This window comes from Streptosporangium oxazolinicum, from assembly GCF_039537505.1.
Lineage (GTDB): Bacteria > Actinomycetota > Actinomycetes > Streptosporangiales > Streptosporangiaceae > Streptosporangium > Streptosporangium oxazolinicum.
In genome coordinates this window covers 399,224-414,914 of sequence record NZ_BAABAQ010000006.1, presented here as the reverse complement: position 1 = coordinate 414,914, position 15,691 = coordinate 399,224, and the positions used below count along the sequence as shown (strand labels likewise).

The following is a 15,691-nucleotide window of genomic DNA, read 5'->3' as shown; positions in this document are numbered from 1 at the left end:
GGACCGCCGGAGACTCCGAGGCGCCCCGGCGCGGTTCGTTATGACGTGGGTCCGGTGAGCTGGGTGTGAAGGCGCCTGCACTCGTGGACGAAGCGGATCGTCCGGCGGTCGCGCGCGAACTCGGCGACGACCGGGATCTCCCCGCGCGCGCCGGTCCAGCGGGCCACGTCGGCGGCGAAGGCGACGAGTTCGGTGTGGGTCACGGTGATGCGCTGCCCCTCGCCCGGCAACATCCCGGGCAGCAGAGCGCGCAGGATGCGCCACACCTCGTGGTGGCCGCCGGCGTCGGCCAGCTCGGTCAGGGCCGCGATGGCGGGACGGGTCTCCAGCCAGGTGCGGCGCAGCACCAGCGCGAGCTGGCGGCCGATCGCCTCGGCGGGCAGGTCGCCCCTGGCCGCCATCCGCAGGACCACCGGGATCGTCCCGGACACGCCGCTCCCCAGCAGGAAAGCGATGATCACCGCCGTCGCCTCGCTCACGGGGCCGTCGCAGGCGGCGAGGCGGGACAGCTCCGCCGGGGTCACGCTCGCGTACCAGCGGCTACGGAGCACGAACGGCAGCATGTTCACGGCCACCACCTCGCGGTGCGAGGGCAGCATGGCCGGCCACCCGCCGATCCCGCTGCCCAGGTCCTCGTCCGACCAGTCGAACGGCTGCCGCAGCAGCACCTCGTCGATGAGCTCGTCGCCGGTGGGCGTGGCCTGGAGCACCGGCGTCAGGCGGACCTCGGTGAAGTGCGCGGGTTCGCCGTCGCCGAACTCGACCATGGACGCGTCCACCATGTGGGTCCACCGGAGACCGCACTCCGGGTCGGGCATGCCCTGCCCGGCCAGCCATTCGGCCGCCGTGCGCGCCGCCGCGGAATCGATCTTCGCGGCCCGGTCGGCGGCGGCCGGGTGGCCGCCCCGGGGTAGTCGCAGCAGCGCCTGCGTCAGATCGGCCCGCAGCGGTTCCACGCCCGCGGCGGCGCACGTCTCCAGCCGGTCGGCCAGCACGTCGGGATCGAGGTGGCCGGTCATCCACGTCGGCGTGGCCAGCAGCACCGGCGGCAGCGTACCGGCGCGCAGGGCCTCGTACAGCTCCGCGTAGCGGGTGGCGAGGAAGTCGGACGGCGGCGAGAGACGGTTCGGGTGCGGGAGCCGGTGCCGCCGCCGCGCCTCCAGGGGAGGAAGCGGCTCAGGCTGGAAGGAACGCAACCGGGGTGGGACGAAGCCGACGGTGACCGCCACGAGCGGCTCGTCCGGGCCGGGCGGGGGCACCGGCAGGCCCTTCCGCATCGCCGTGATCCGGTCGGGGCTCACTCCCAGGTCGGCCATGCGCTCGTAGACGCGACGCAGGTCGTACTCCGGCATGGCCTCCACCGAGTCGTCGTAGAGGACTCCGGGCTCCACCGGACGGCTCTCGCGGTGATCCGGGACGGCGTCGTCGAAGTCCTCGTACTCCTGGGACTTGTCGGGGCCCGTGTCCGGTGCCTGGTCGTCGTCGGAGGGCTGTCCGTACAGGTAGACCCGGCCGTTGGCGAAGGGGATCGGCTCGCCGGCCTCGACGGCCACGGCACCGGCCGGGCCGTCGTCGCTGGTCCAGGTGATGAAGATGGCGCGGAGCGGGGTGTCGTCGTCGAGGTAGCGGCCGGGGCGCCAGCCGCCGACCACCGTGATCCGCCGTTTCGGCGGCTCCAGCTCGATCTCCTCGCCACGGGTGACCGTGCGGACCGAGAACGAGCGACTCGGGTCGTCCCAGAACTTCTCCGGGCCGACAGGGGGGATCTCCGGCAGGGTGCCGGGCACGACGAGCTCCTCGGCGAGCACGGCCTGCCACTCGTCGGGGTCGGTGATCTCATTCCTGTCCCGCTGGTATCGCGTCTGCTGCTCGATGTGCGGCCTCAGCCTGCGGCGCAGGTTCGTCCGGTTCTCCGCGACCCCGGCGACGAACGCCGCCATCCAGCGTTCCCAGCCGATCCACCGCTCGTGGTAGTTCGGGAAGATCGACGGCTTGGGGAACCGCTCCGGTGCGGGCACCTCGGGCAGCGGCGGGAACTCCTTGGCCTCGATCAGCTCCTCGACGGGCCTCTCCCCGCCGAACCGGGCGGCGAGCCTCGCGCCCACGTCGGCGGGGAGCAGGGGGATCGCGTCGAGGATCGCCCCGGTGTGGCCGGCGAACAGGTCGGCGTGTCTCAGGGTCAGCTCGGCCGCGCGGTTGCGTACGTCGAAGGACTTGTGCGCGTACGCCGTGGTCAGCGCGGTCACGAAATCGGCGGCCGCCTCGGGGGTGGCCCGGATCGCCTGGTCGAGCCAGCGCAGGCCCGTGGCGGCGAGCTTGGCCTCGTCCCGGAAGGTGAGCGCGTCGACCGCCTCGACCAGGTCGGCGTGGTCGAGCGGCATCGCCCCGCGCACCTGCCCGGCGGCCAACTCGGCGACCGTGCCCGGAGCCGACGGCAACAACCGCAGGTAGTCGCGCAGGCGGGGCGCGGACTCGGCGGGCGTGGGGTCGAGGAGCATGTGCAGCCGGACGAAGAACCGCAGGTCCTGCACCTCTCCGCCGCGCAGGAAGCGGCTCACGCAACCGTCGAGGACCCGCTGCCTGGGCAGCTCGCGGGCGGCGGTGGCCAGCCAGCGGGTGGGCCGGGGCTCCAGCCGCTCGTCACGGAGGGCGCGGCCCGCGCCGTCGGCGTCGAAGACACGAGGCAGCAGCACGGGGGTGAGCGGGTCGGCGGCCACGCTCGGCGCGGCCAGCCAGGCGGCCACCAGCGGGTCGTGGTCGGGCGGCACGGCGCCGGACTCACGCAGCAGCGCCACGGCGAGCGGCGCGACGCGGTCGGCGGGACGGCGCACCCGCTGGGCCAGCCGGACCGCGACATCACGCCGCCACTCCGGGGGACGGGTGGCCGCCACCCGGCACACCTGGGCGACGTCGGGGTCCTCGGCCCAGCGGCGGTTGACGTCGCGGCCGGTCATCCACGTCACCGCGGCCGCCGGGCCGGTGATGACGCCGACACCGGTCAGCAGCAGCGCGCCGGCCAGCCTGTCGAGCAGGTCGCCGACCTCCCAGGAGACCATCTCCTCGAAGTCGTCGTCGTCGGGACGCTGGGCGCGCACCCGCTCGGTGTGGACACGGCGCAGCTCCTTGACGAGGCCGGGCAGCCGCCCGCCCAGCTCGGCGCGCTCCTCCTCGGTGAGCGTGACGAGCCGGTCGGCCAGGCGGGTGACCTGGTTGCGGGTGACCAGCTCACAGATCTCCGTCCAGAGGGTCACCGGGAGATCTCCACGGCGGCGCGGGCGACGATCCGGGCGGCCAGCACGTGTTTGCACGGCCCTCGGGAGCCGCGATGGTCCCACCACCACTCGCAGGTGCAGGATCCGTCGGCCAGCGAGACCCGGCGCGCGCCGCCCGAGGTGTGGACGATGGCCAGCTCGCCCTCGAAGTGCACGGCACCCGCGTCGACGAGCTTGCGCGCCTTGGCCAGCCGCGGGTTGAGCAGAATCACGTTGTCCTTGTCGTAGGGCAGCTCGCGGTGGAAGTGGGCGGCCTCCGACAGGTCGTAGCCGACCCGGCCGGCGACGCCGAGCCGCGTCAGCGCGGCCCGCACCCGGTCGGCGGTCATGCCCGCGCGGTCGGCCAGCAGGCCGATCTCGACCTCGGGCTCGAAGTTGAGCAGCATGCCCACCACGTCGGCGTCGTCCTCGGCCTCGTCGGTGGCCAGGTCGTCGAGCACCGCGCCCTCACCGGAGAAGCCGCGCCAGCGCTCGGGCGAGAGGGTGAGGGTGTAGCGCATCCCGGGGAGCTCCAGCTCCCAGGCGCTGGAGGCGGCGTCGGCCGGGCCGTACACCCGCAAGGACTTCGCGAAGCGCAGCAGCGGCAGGAGGGTGCCGAGCCGGTTGGGACCGGCGAGCTGGACCGAGCCCGAAACCTGACGGTCGGAGACCTTCAGCTCCCGCCCCGCCTGCACCACCCACACCGTGCCCTTCCTGGGCAGCCCGCGCACGAACCGCACCGCCGCCATACCGGCCAGCTCACCGCGCTGGTCCATGCCCGAGGCGATGACCTGCACCTCGGCGAAGCCGCGGAGCCAGCGCTCGGGCAGCGGCACCTTCTTCTCCACCACCGCGCCGTCCATCGTGGTCACGACCAGCTCGTCGAGCCCGACCCCCAGGTGCAGCGGGTCGCGCGCGCCGATGCGCGCCAGCGCCTCCCGGAGCGGCGCGTTCACGTCGACGTTGGTGGTGCCCCGGTCGAACACCTCACCGTCGAGCGCGCCGTTCAGCAGATCAAGCCGGGCGTACACGCCGCCACAGGCCGAGAACGACTCGAAGCGCAACCGGTCTCCGTTGCACGTCACCACCGGGTCGCGCACCCAGCCGGGCCGCGCCTGCGGCTGGTGGTAGCGGGCCAGCGCCACGTCGGCGACGCCGAGCAGGGCCGCGGCGGCGGGGGCCGCCTGGGTCACCACGCCGCTGAAGAACCGGGGGGCCACGGCCGGGCCGGACAGGGCCCTGCCGCCGGAGGTCGCCAATCCGAGACGACCGTCGACGAGGGAGGAGGGCGCGGCGTATGTGTACGCCTGCGTCGCTGAAGTCATGGCCGGGACGTTAGATCACCCCACCGACAAACCGGCGCGGCGGATATCGGGGTGATGAGAAATCCTTATGAGCGTCCACGCCCCTCGCCAGACCGGCCTCGGGCTTTCACCACCCTTGATCGTTCACATGGGAAAAGCGCCGTGGTCGCTCCATCGTTATTCATCCTCGATGACCCGGGGACCGTCTGCGGTCTTCCGCTCCTCGGCCGGTGTTCCGGAGCAGCCAGCGAACCAGACCACGCGCGGCCGCTCGATCGATCCGCTGGATGATCAGGCGGTTTCCATCCTGGGTCGAGGGGCCGTGGAGTCGGCGCGGAACCGCAGGATCCCCTCGACTCCCTGGAGGAACGTCTCGCGGACCGCCGCCGGGTCGGACAGGCAGCCCGCCGCCATCGCGCCGTCTCGCAGCATGACGAAATGCCGGCCCGCGGGCTCGGGCGGCGTCTCTCCGGTGTGCGCGAGCACGTCGATGATGGTGCGCAGGAACCACCGGCGGTGCGCGAGGACGGCTTTGTGCACGGGATGCTCGGGGTCTGGATACTCCGCCACGGCGTTGAGGAAGGCGCATCCGCGAAACCCGGGTGACCCGATGTCCTCGGCGATCGACCTGGCGATGGTTCGTACGATGTCGGCCGCCGGTCCGCCGCTGCCGAGGGCTTCGCCGACCCGATCGCGGATCGCCTGGTCGGCTCCCTGCAGATACGCGACGACGAGTTCGTCTTTGCTGGGGAAATGCCGGTACAACGTCGCGCGGGTCACCTTCGCCTCCGCGACGATCCGGTCGATCCCCACGGAATGGAGCCCTTCCGCGTAGAAGAGCCGGGTGGCGGTTCCGAGCAGCCGTGATCGCGCTTCGGACACCTGACCTCGAATGTTCTGCACCATCGCCGAAAGCATAGCAGATAGAACGTTCGGTCTTGACAGGTCTGACAGCATCCTGCCACTCTTACGACAAGACCGAACGTTCTATCTCCCAAAGAGATGTTCACTGTCTCGTCCCATGTTCACGTCCGACGCCATGTCGGCTGTCGCGCTGGGGCCCGCTCCGTATCACGCCTGTACCGAAGGATTTCCCGTGAGCACCGTTACCGCCTCCCCCGCCGCCGTCGCCACCTCCCTGCGACGGCTGTACTTCGTCCGATTCGGATTCGCGCTCGTCTGGGCCGGTCTGCTGATCGCGACCGCGTCGCCCCTCGGGCCGATCGGCGTCACTCTGCTGGTGCTCTACCCCCTGTTCGACGGGGTCGCCGCTGTCGTCGACGCCCGCTCGTCGAAAGCGACGGGCCCGGCGCTGAGCCTGTACGTGAACGTCGCGATCAGCTGGATCACCGCCGTCGGCCTGGCCTTCGCCGCCTCGTCCGGCATCCCGGCGGTGCTGCGCGTGTGGGGTGCCTGGGCCATCGTGTCCGGTCTCATCCAGCTTGCCGTGGGTGTGATCCGCCGCGACCTGAACGGTCACTGGCCGATGATCATCAGTGGAGCTATCTCCGTGGTCGCCGGGACGTCGTTCGTCCTGCAAGCCGCCCAGGAAGGCGCGTCGCTGGTCGGCATCGCCGGCTACGCCACGCTCGGCGGCCTGTTCTTCCTCGCCTCGGCGCTGCGCCTCGGCCGTGTCACCCAAGGACTCTGACATGGACGCCGGCATCTTCGACCGCGAAGGCCGGAGAGGGGCCTCGACCGGGCGGGCGGGGAAGAGCATGATGGCCTGATGTCGTACGCTGACGCCTTCGCCCGCAGCATCGCCGACCCCGAGGACTTCTGGGCCGAGGCCGCCGAGGCCGTCACCTGGAGCAGGCCGCCGCGCGAGGTGCTGGACGCCGGGGCGCCGCCCTTCTACCGGTGGTTTCCCGACGGGGAGCTGAACACCTGCCACAACGCGCTGGACCGGCACGTCGAGGCCGGGCACGGCGACCGGGTCGCGCTGATCCACGACAGCCCGGTGACCGGCACCGCCAGGCGCTACACGTACGCCGAGCTGCGCGACGAGGTCGCGAGGTTCGCCGGGGTGCTGCGGTCACTCGGGGTGGAGCAGGGCGACCGGGTGGTGGTCTACCTGCCGATGGTGCCCGAGGCGGTGATCGCGATGCTGGCGTGCGCGCGGCTGGGGGCGGTGCACTCGGTGGTGTTCGGCGGGTTCGCGCCCAGGGAGCTGGCGGCCAGGATCGACGACGCGCGTCCCAAGGTGGTCGTGTCGGCCTCCTGCGGGATCGAGCCCACCCGCGTGGTGCCGTACAAGCCGATGCTGGACGCCGCGCTCGGCCTGGCCTCGCACGCGCCCGCGCACTGCGTGATCCTCCAGCGCGAGCAGGCCCCCGCCGAGCTGGTGGAGGGACGGGACGTCGACTGGGCGAGCGCGAAGGCCGACCCCGCCGAATGCGTGCCGGTGCGGGCGACCGACCCGCTCTACATCCTCTACACCAGCGGCACCACCGGCCTGCCGAAGGGCGTCGTCCGCGACAACGGCGGGCACGCGGTGGCGCTGCTGTGGAGCATGGCCAACGTCTACGACATCGCGCCGGGCGAGGTGTTCTGGGCGGCCTCCGACGTCGGCTGGGTCGTCGGGCACTCCTACATCGTGTACGGGCCGCTGCTGCGCGGCGCCACGACCGTGCTGTACGAGGGCAAGCCGGTCGGCACCCCCGACGCGGGCGCGTTCTGGCGGGTGATCTCCGAGCACCGGGTGAACGCGCTGTTCACCGCGCCGGCCGCGTTCCGCGCCATCAGGAGGGCCGACCCCGAGGCGGCCCTGCTCGGCGGGTACGACATCTCGTCGCTGCGGACGCTGTTCCTCGCCGGGGAACGCCTGGACCCCGACACCTACCACTGGGCGGCGAGCAGGCTGGGCGTGCCGGTCGTCGACCACTGGTGGCAGACCGAGACCGGCTGGCCCGTCGCCGCCAACCCGCTCGGGCTGGAGCCCATGCCGGTCAAACCGGGCTCCCCCACCGTGCCCGTCCCCGGGTACGACGTGCGCGTGCTGCGCGCCTCGGGCGACGAGTGCGCCCCCGGCGAGGAGGGGGCGATCTGCATCCGCCTCCCGCTCCCGCCCGGCACGCTCCCCACGCTCTGGCAGGACGACGAGCGCTACGTGAAGTCCTACCTGTCGGCCTTCCCCGGCTACTACCTGACCGGCGACGGCGGCCACCTCGACGAGGACGGCTACCTGTTCGTGATGGGCCGCACCGACGACGTGATCAACGTGGCCGGGCACCGGCTGTCGACCGGGTCCATGGAGGCGGCGCTGGCCGCGCACCCGGCGGTGGCCGAGTGCGCGGTCATCGGGGTCGCCGACGAGCTGAAGGGGCAGGTGCCGCGCGGCTTCGTGGTACTGAAGAGCGGGGTGGAGATCGACCCGGAGACCCTGCGCGCGGAGCTGGTCCTGGCCGTCCGCGAGCAGGTGGGCGCCGTGGCGGCCTTCCGGCAGGTGGACGTGGTCCCGGCCCTGCCGAAGACCCGGTCGGGGAAGATCCTGCGCAAGACCATGCGCGGCATCGCGGAGGGCTCCGACGAGCCCGCCCCCTCCACCATCGAGGACGCGACGGTGCTGGACGTGCTGCGCCCCATCATCGGACGCCCCACCACCGTGGACGGTTGAATCCCACCGGGGATACGCCGATCACCGAAGTGCTGGTTTCGCGGCCTGTCAACCATTCCTGTCATCCGCCGTTGACGTCGTCGATAGGAACTCCGGGACGTCACCCCGGGCTTTCCGGAAAATTCATACGATGGCCATCGCCCCTATCGTGAGACGGACGCTCGGCATCATCACGGTCACAATCAGTTCCCCTTCACGGCTTATCGCGCTGTTTCGTCGTTAAGGTTTTGTCGTGGCGAATGACGCGGGCAGGCTGGTCGCCGGGCGATATCGGCTGATGGACGTGCTGGGCCGCGGCGGGATGGGCACGGTGTGGCGGGCACGGGACGAGAGCCTGCACCGCCAGGTGGCGATCAAAGAGCTCATCCTTCCCGATCACCTGGACGTTCCCGCGCGCGAGACGCTGTACCGGCGGATGCAGCGTGAGGCCAGGGCCGCGGCGCAGCTGAAACATCCGGCGATCATCACCGTCCACGACCACGTCGTCGAAGCCGACGGCCGCCCGTGGATCGTGACGGAGATCGTCGACGGGCCCTCGCTGGACGAGGTGCTGAGAACCCGGGGGCGCCTGCCGCCCCAGCGGGTGGCGGCGATCGGCGGGCAGATTCTGGCGGCGCTGACGGTCGCGCACGCCGCCGGGATCACCCACCGCGACATCAAACCCGCCAACGTCCTGCTCGAAGGTGAGCGGGTCGTGCTCACCGACTTCGGGATCGCCACCGTCGAGGGGGACGTCACCCTCACCGCCGCCGGCGTCACCCTGGGCACCCCGGCCTTCATCTCCCCCGAGCAGATCACCGGCCACCCCGCCACCGCGGCGTCGGACCTGTGGTCGCTGGGCGCCACCCTGTACGCCGCCGTCGAGGGCCGCCGGCCGTTCAGCGGCACGACGCACGGATCGATCTACGTCTCGATCGTCACCCGGCCGCCCGCCCCGCCCGTACACGCCGGTCCCCTGGCCCCCCTCCTGGAGGGGCTGCTGCGCAAGGACCCCGCCCTCCGCCTCACCGGCCCCCAGGCCGCCGAAGCGCTCGCCGAGATCGCCACGGCGCCCGGTGAACCCCCCGCCGGGCCGGATCCGGACGACGGCGACACCCGGATCGCCGACCGCCCCGCCCTCCCCACACCGGCTCCTCCCCCGCCGACCGAGCCGTACGAGCCGTACGCCACCGCGCACCAGGAGGCACGGCCCGCCACCCTGCCGTTCACCGCCGTGTCTTCCTCGGCCTCGCCGCCCGCCGCCTCGCCCACGCTCGCGTCCTCAGCGACCCCGGAAACCCCGGCGCGCGCCCCCAGACACCGGCTCCGCCCGGTGGTCGCCGTGGCCGCGGCGCTCCTGGCCACCGCCGCCATCGTGGCCTACCTGCTCCGGCCCGCGACGACCCCGGCGGACGTGACCGCCGTCGCCCAGCTCAGGGGTAACGCCGAAACGGTGAACGCGGTGGCGTTCAGCCCGGACGGCGAGACGCTGGCCGGCGGCGACAGCGAAGGCGCGGTGACCATGTGGAACGCGCGGACCCGCCAGCCGATCGGCGACCCGCTCACCGGCCACACCAGGGCGGTGCAGGCGATGGCGTTCAGCCCGGACGGCGGGCTCCTGGCCAGTGCCGGCAGCAACGGCGAGGGGACCGAGCCCGGCGACCACACAGTGGTCCTGTGGGACACGCGGACCCGCCAGCCGATCGGCGACCCCCTCACCGGCCACACCAACTGGGTGGAGGCGGTCGCCTTCAGCCCCGACGGCAGGACCCTCGCCACCGGCAGCAGCGACAGGACTGTGATCGTGTGGGACACGGCGACCTGGCAGCCGATCGGCGACCCCCTCGTCCAGACCGACTGGGTTCAGGCGGTCGCCTTCAGCCCCGACGGCAGGACCCTCGTCACCGTCGGCGACGACATGGCGGCGATCGTGTGGGACACGGCGACCTGGCAGCCGGTCGGCGCCCCGCTCACCGGCCACACCGGATCGGTGCTGTCGGTCGCCTTCAGCCCCGACGGCAGGACCCTCGCCACCGGCAGCGGCGACAGGACCGTGATCGTGTGGGACACGGCGACCCGCCGTCCGATCGGTGCCCCGCTCACCGGCCATCCGGGCGAGATCCACACTCTCGCGTTCGCCCCGGACGGCGACACCCTGGCCGTGGGCACCGGTTCCGTCGTCCGGCTGTGGGACACCCGGACCTGGCGGCCGATCGGCGACCCGCTCACCGGCCACACCGCTTCGGTGTGGTCGATGGCGTTCAGCCCGGACGGCGAGACGCTCGCCACCGCCGGGGACCGTCAAGTGATCTTGTGGGGCGCCTTCTCGCCGTCCGGCGCGGGCACGGCCGTCCCGTGGCCGTGGCTCGCCGGGGCGGGCGCGCTCGTCGTGGTGGCGGCGGGAGCGCTGGTGATCCGGCGACGCCGCGCCGGACGGGCTCCGGCCCGGGAGGCCACCGGAGCGAGAGCTTCGGCGGCCTCCTAGCGAGGGTCCCCCTCGGCGAAGGCCGTCGCGGGCGGGCCTGGGAGCGTGCGGGCCTGGGAGCGTGCGGGCCTGGGAGCGTGCGGGCCTAGGAGATCGATTCCCGCTTTCCCGACTTCACCGGGTCCGCCGGCTCGCCCCCGTACCTCCCGCCGGGAAGCATCCGGGCGATCTGCTCGGAGTGGCTCGCGACCAGCGGGCCCAGCAGGGCGAGGATGAGCACGTACCCGGCGATGAACGGGGCGAGCCTGCCGTCCAGCCCGGCGGCCAGCGCCATGGTCGCCAGGACCAGGGCGAACTCGCCGCGCGAGAGCACGGTCAGCGAGATGTTGACCGCCTCCACCCGGCCGAACGCGTTGAGCCTCGCCGCCAGCACCCCGGCCGCGACGTTGAACAGCACCGTGACCAGCACCGCGATCGTGATGGGCCAGGCCACCGACAGCATGTCGCCCGGCTCGATGGACAGGCCGAAGGCGAAGAAGAACAGCGCGGCGAAGGCGTCCCTGAGCGGGTGGACGAGCTGCCGGATGCGCGGGGCCGCCCTGCTGGAGCTCAGGATGAGGCCGATCATGAAGGCACCGATGGCGTCGGAGACGCCCAGTTCCTCGGCGACCCCGGCGGTGAGGATCGCCAGGCCGGTGAACATCACCACCAGCAGTTCCTCGTCCCTGGTGATGACCAGCTTGTCGACCAGCCGCGTACCCCACCGCGCCAGCGCGGTCAGCGCGATCAGGAAGGCGAACGCCTTGCCGAAGGAGATCGCGGCGGCGGCGAGGCTGTCGGCGCCGCTGAGGACCGGCTGCAGTACGGCGAGATAGAGCGCGAGGAAGACGTCCTCGACGACGATGATCCCGAGGATGAGGCGGCTCTCGGGGTTGCCGAGGCGCCCCAGGTCGACCAGGAGCTTGGTCACGATCGCCGAGGAGGAGATGCCGATCACCCCGGCCAGGACCATGGCCTCCCTGGTCCCCCAGCCGACGGCGAAGCCGAAGGCCAGGCCGCCCCCGACGTTGAGCACGATGTAGCCGACCCCGGCGAACACCAGGCGCCTGCCTCCCGCCACCAGGTCGTCGAGCGAGAACTCCAGGCCGAGGTAGAACAGCAGGAAGATCAGGCCGAGCGCGGCGATGACCTTCAGGTCCGCCGGGTTCTCCACGAGGGCGAGGCCGGGCGTGTGCGGGCCGAAGATGATGCCCGCCAGCATGAACAGCGGAATGGTCGGCAGCCCTATCCGGGAGCCGAGCCTGGCGATGATCCCGGCGGCGAGGAAGGAGCCGCCGAGCGCGACAAGAGCGTCACCCAGTGCCATGCGGACCTCCCCTGAGGACGATCGCGGGCATGGCGAACACACATTCGTGGAACATGGGAAAACCTCCGTCAAACGATTTCGGGCGGGAATCTCTACCGATCGCTTGACGGGGGTGCTCTGGGAGAGCTGTCGTCGTACAGGGTGCGCGTGGCCGGGACCGGCCGGGCGGGCAGGGGCGCGACTCTCGCCGGGGAGCCGGGCGGCGCGAGACCGGGGCCCGGCGGGCACAGGTCGCAGGCCGGTGGGTGGGGTGTCGCGGGAGCGAAGCCGACCCCGCTGGCCAGCGTGATGGCGGCCCCGGCGACGGCGGGATGATCGGCGGGCCCCGGAAGCGGGGCGTACACGAGGGCGATCAAGGCCAGCAGAAGGGCCGCGACCGTACCGGCGACCCTTCGCGACAAACCGTGCCCTAACGTTCGGTGGAAACTTCCGCCATTTTATCAGGGTCCTTCGAGCGCCCCTGTGGCGCCAGGTACGCCCACTGCCAGAGCGTCTCGACGGGACCCCGCTCGAAGCGCCGCAGCCACAGGGTGGACAGCGTCATGAAGAGCGCGCAGATGCCCGCCCAGGCCGCCACGACCCACCACGGCCGCAGGTCGTCGAGCGTCGCGGCCAGGCCGAGCCCCCAGCCGTAGCAGAGCGCCGACGCGACCAGGTTCTGGAAGATGTAGGAGCTCAGGGCGGTACGGCCGACGTTGGTCAGTCCTCGCCTCAGCGGGCCGGGGGCGCCGGTCGCCCGCCGCGCGAGGGTCGCGACGAGACCGAGCAGGCCCAGCGCCACCAGCGGGGGCAGCAGGTAGCGGTCCACCAGGAACCAGCCGGGACCGGCGAAGGCGGTGACCAGGTTCAGCGGCAGGGCCACGGCGAGTCCGGCGACCATGAGCCTCCGGCGCAGCGTGGCCCCCCGCGCCGAGTCCTCGAACACCCCGGCGCGCATCAGCCGGGAGCCGAGCAGGAACAGCACGATGCCCATCGGGACGATGAGGACGAGCTCAATCCGGTAGAGGACGATCATCTCGACCCGGGCGGCGACCTGCTGCGGGTAGGTGCCGTCGGCGAAGATCGTGGACGGCTCCGCCCCGCCGTCCACGCTCGCCTGGCCGGAGAGCATGCCGAGGGTGAGCAGGCCGATCAGCGCGGTGAACACCGACCCGACGGCGACCATCCACGCCGTGACCGCGCGGTCGCTCCTGCCGATCAGGTACGCCACGATGATCGAGGTCAGCGCGTAACCCATGAGCACGTCGAACTCGAAGATCAGCAGGTAGTGGATCAGGCCCTCGACGAACAGCAGCCCGGCCCGCCACAGGTACCAGCCGGGCCACGGCACGCCACGGCGCGCGGCCGAGCGGTACTGGAGTTCGAGCCCGACCCCGAAGAGCAGGGTGAGCAGCGCGAGGAACTTACCGTTGGTGAGGAAGCGGACGAAGGTCTCCAGGGTCCCCGGCTGACCCAACGCCCCGATGACGTCGGCGGGACCTCCGGGGTCGGTGAAGATCCAGATGTTCGTGCCCAGGGTGCCGACGATGGCGATGCCCCTGAGCAGGTCGAGCACTTCTATACGACGGCTTTTCACGCCTCCACGATCCCGTCCGGCGGGCCCGCGGACATCGTCTCGCAGACCCATCCGGGACGTACATCGATGTATGTACCAGGACCGGACCGCGCGGACAGCCCGGCCCGGAAAACGGAACCAAGCCGGGCCGGACGCCGGAGACGAACCGTGGGCGTGGGCTCGCGCGGGCCTCCCGGCCCGCTCCGGAGACGAGCCGCGCCGCCGGAGCGGGAGGCCCGGTCAGTCGCCGGAGACGACGCGGGCGTGGAGCCGGGCGGCGGTCGCCGGGTCCCAGCCGAACGCCTCCCGTCCGGCCAGCCACGCCGCCGCCCCCGCGCCGTCGCCCGCCAGGACCGCCGAGGGCCCCAGCCTCTCCCGTACGGCGGAGGCGACCGGCCCCTCGCTGGTCAGCACGCTCCCGGCCAGCACGATCGGGGTCGTCTCGCCCGTCTGACGGACCTCGGCCACCGTCTCGCAGAGCAGCCGGGCCGCGGTGGAGACGATCTCCAGGGCGGCCGGATCGCCCTCGGCCGCCGCCCGGCTGACGAGCGGGGCGAGCCGGGCGAGTTCCAGCGGGGGACGCGACTGCGCGCGGACCACCAGCCTGATCGCCAGTGCCCGCGTCTCCTCCACCGTGCCCGCGCCACCGCCCCCCATCTCGCCGACCCCCGCGCCCGTCCCGGGGATCTCGTCCTCCAGCAGGGCGGCCACGACGAGGCGGGTGAGCCCGCCGCCCGCGTCGCCCCGGCTGAGAGCGTGGGCGGCGGCGCCGGCCGCCTCCCTGCCCAGCCAGAACCCGGAGCCCTGGTCGCCCAGCAGCCAGCCGAGCCCGTCGGCGATCATCACCGGCTCGCCGTCCTCGATCCTGGCGGCGATCGCCCCGGTCCCGGCGATGAGCGCGGTGCCGCGCGGTTCCGCCGTACCGGCGGCGAAGGCGATGCCCAGGTCGCCGGTGAGCCGGGGCGGGACGCGCATACCGGTGGCGGCCCACATGGGGTCGAAGACCAGGTGGTCCAGCGCCCCGCCGCCCGCCAGCCCGACGACCGCCCCGGCCACCAGGCCCGGATCGGTCCCGCGCAGGGCGAGCTCCAGCGCCAGGCCGATGTTGGCCACGGCGACGGCGTTGCCGTGGGCCGCGGGATTGCCGCCCGGTGCCCTGCCGTATCCGGCCCGCCGCCCCGAGGCGTCGAGCAGGAGGGCCCGCGAGGAGGTCCCGCCGACGTCCAGCCCGAGGACGTACATCGCGTTCAGAGGTGCTCGCCGAAGAACGCGGTGACGGCCTCGACGGCCCGCGTGACGTGCGGTTCGGCGTCGTAGAGGTCGATGTGCAGCCTGGCGTCCAGCCAGACGAGCCTCTTGGGCTCGTCCATCCGCCGGTACGCCTCCTCGGCGCCCTCGGGGGAGCAGAAGCGGTCGACCACGCCGTGCACGATCAGGCCGGGCTTGGGCGACAGGAAGTCGGCGCCCGTCATGTTGTCCAGGGTGATCAACTCGCGGAGGGAGGCCCGGGTGACCTCGTTGCGCCAGTGCTCCGAGGCGCCCCTGGAGGTGCCGTAGTAGGCGAACGGCTCGTCGCCGGGCATCGCGGCCTCCCCCTCCTCTGCCACCGCGGGCAGGTACTCCACCTCACCACCCCCGTCCTGGCGCTCCAGCACCTCCGTGAACGAGGCCAGCGCCTCCTGGTACCCCGACGGTGACATCCCGGCGCGCATGCCGTAGGGGTTGTTGTAGGCCCCCGCGACACCCGCGAACGCCTTCACCCGGGGGTCGAACGCGGCGAATCTGAGCGCGTAGCCCCCGCCGAGGCAGATCCCGACCGCGCCGATCCTGCCGCCGTCCACCTCGGAGCGCGAGCGCAGCAGCGAGACCGCGGCCCGCAGGTCCTCCAGCTTGCCCTGGGCGTCCTCGTGGTTGCGCGGCTCCCCGCCCGACTCCCCCCAGTTGCGGTGGTCGAAGGCGAGCGTCGCGTATCCCGCCTCGGCCAGCCGGGCGGCGTACCGGCCGGTGACCTGGTCGCGGGTGCCGGTGAACGGGCCCGTGAGGACCAGGGCGGGGTGCGGGCCCGGCGCCGCCGGGATCCGCAGGTCGCCGAAGAGGGTGATCCCTCCGGCGGTGAACTTCACCTTTTCGGACATGCTCCAAGTCTGTACGGCGGGCGCGGCGGAAGCCAGCGGCTCCCCCGGAGCCGCCCCTGC

General features: G+C 72.6%; 11 protein-coding genes. 3 read left to right on the top strand and 8 right to left on the bottom strand.

Annotated features, from left to right (window positions below):
- Window positions 1-38: 38 nt before the first annotated feature.
- From ABD817_RS19340 to ABD817_RS19330, 3 genes are all read right to left on the bottom strand, one after another.
- A complete protein-coding gene (locus tag ABD817_RS19340; protein WP_344919372.1) occupies window positions 39-3,251 on the bottom strand; it encodes a hypothetical protein in 3,213 nt (1,070 codons plus the stop codon).
- A complete protein-coding gene (locus ABD817_RS19335) occupies window positions 3,248-4,576 on the bottom strand; it encodes an SWIM zinc finger family protein (protein ID WP_344919371.1) in 1,329 nt (442 codons plus the stop codon). The genes ABD817_RS19340 and ABD817_RS19335 overlap by 4 nt, the downstream gene beginning before the upstream one ends.
- A 270-nt stretch (window positions 4,577-4,846) precedes the next feature.
- The gene (locus ABD817_RS19330) at window positions 4,847-5,512 is read right to left on the bottom strand and encodes a TetR/AcrR family transcriptional regulator (protein WP_344919370.1); all 666 of its coding nucleotides are present in this window, start codon (window positions 5,510-5,512) and stop codon (window positions 4,847-4,849) included.
- Window positions 5,513-5,651: 139 nt separating this feature from the next.
- Between ABD817_RS19330 and ABD817_RS19325 the strand changes: the two genes are divergently transcribed.
- The 3 genes from ABD817_RS19325 to ABD817_RS19315 all read left to right on the top strand — a co-directional run bounded on the left by ABD817_RS19325 (window position 5,652) and on the right by ABD817_RS19315 (window position 10,635).
- On the top strand, window positions 5,652-6,206 hold the full coding sequence (locus ABD817_RS19325; protein WP_344919369.1) for a hypothetical protein: 555 nt from the start codon (window positions 5,652-5,654) through the stop codon (window positions 6,204-6,206).
- Window positions 6,207-6,284: 78 nt separating this feature from the next.
- Window positions 6,285-8,171 (top strand): propionyl-CoA synthetase, encoded by a 1,887-nt coding sequence (locus tag ABD817_RS19320; protein ID WP_344919368.1) that lies wholly within the window; start codon window positions 6,285-6,287, stop codon window positions 8,169-8,171.
- Between the two features lie 232 nt (window positions 8,172-8,403).
- The gene (locus ABD817_RS19315; RefSeq protein WP_344919366.1) at window positions 8,404-10,635 is read left to right on the top strand and encodes a WD40 repeat domain-containing serine/threonine protein kinase; all 2,232 of its coding nucleotides are present in this window, start codon (window positions 8,404-8,406) and stop codon (window positions 10,633-10,635) included.
- Window positions 10,636-10,720: 85 nt separating this feature from the next.
- On the opposite strand, the gene ABD817_RS19310 is transcribed toward ABD817_RS19315, so the two are convergent.
- From ABD817_RS19310 to ABD817_RS19290, 5 genes are all read right to left on the bottom strand, one after another.
- Window positions 10,721-11,941, bottom strand: a complete 1,221-nt coding sequence (locus ABD817_RS19310) for a cation:proton antiporter (RefSeq protein WP_344919365.1) — start codon at window positions 11,939-11,941, stop codon at window positions 10,721-10,723.
- Window positions 11,942-12,033: 92 nt separating this feature from the next.
- Window positions 12,034-12,342: a hypothetical protein gene (locus tag ABD817_RS19305; protein WP_344919364.1), complete on the bottom strand. Its 309-nt coding sequence runs from the start codon at window positions 12,340-12,342 to the stop codon at window positions 12,034-12,036.
- A gap of 8 nt (window positions 12,343-12,350) precedes the next feature.
- Complete coding sequence (locus tag ABD817_RS19300; RefSeq protein WP_344919363.1) at window positions 12,351-13,517, bottom strand: DUF418 domain-containing protein; 1,167 nt, start codon at window positions 13,515-13,517, stop codon at window positions 12,351-12,353.
- A 219-nt stretch (window positions 13,518-13,736) separates the two neighbouring features.
- A complete protein-coding gene (locus ABD817_RS19295; protein WP_344919362.1) occupies window positions 13,737-14,738 on the bottom strand; it encodes an N-acetylglucosamine kinase in 1,002 nt (333 codons plus the stop codon).
- Between the two features lie 5 nt (window positions 14,739-14,743).
- Window positions 14,744-15,631, bottom strand: coding sequence for an alpha/beta hydrolase (locus tag ABD817_RS19290; RefSeq protein WP_344919361.1), 888 nt, complete (start codon window positions 15,629-15,631; stop codon window positions 14,744-14,746).
- Window positions 15,632-15,691: the final 60 nt, after the last annotated feature.

Bases quoted from the DNA above. Each gene is read 5' to 3' on its own strand.
- ABD817_RS19335 (WP_344919371.1), bottom strand. From the start codon at position 4,576: ATGACTTCAGCGACGCAGGCGTACACATACGCCGCGCCCTCCTCCCTC.
- ABD817_RS19330 (WP_344919370.1), bottom strand. From the start codon at position 5,512: ATGCTGTCAGACCTGTCAAGACCGAACGTTCTATCTGCTATGCTTTCG.
- ABD817_RS19320 (WP_344919368.1), top strand. From the start codon at position 6,285: ATGTCGTACGCTGACGCCTTCGCCCGCAGCATCGCCGACCCCGAGGAC.
- ABD817_RS19310 (WP_344919365.1), bottom strand. From the start codon at position 11,941: ATGGCACTGGGTGACGCTCTTGTCGCGCTCGGCGGCTCCTTCCTCGCC.
- ABD817_RS19295 (WP_344919362.1), bottom strand. From the start codon at position 14,738: ATGTACGTCCTCGGGCTGGACGTCGGCGGGACCTCCTCGCGGGCCCTC.
- ABD817_RS19290 (WP_344919361.1), bottom strand. From the start codon at position 15,631: ATGTCCGAAAAGGTGAAGTTCACCGCCGGAGGGATCACCCTCTTCGGC.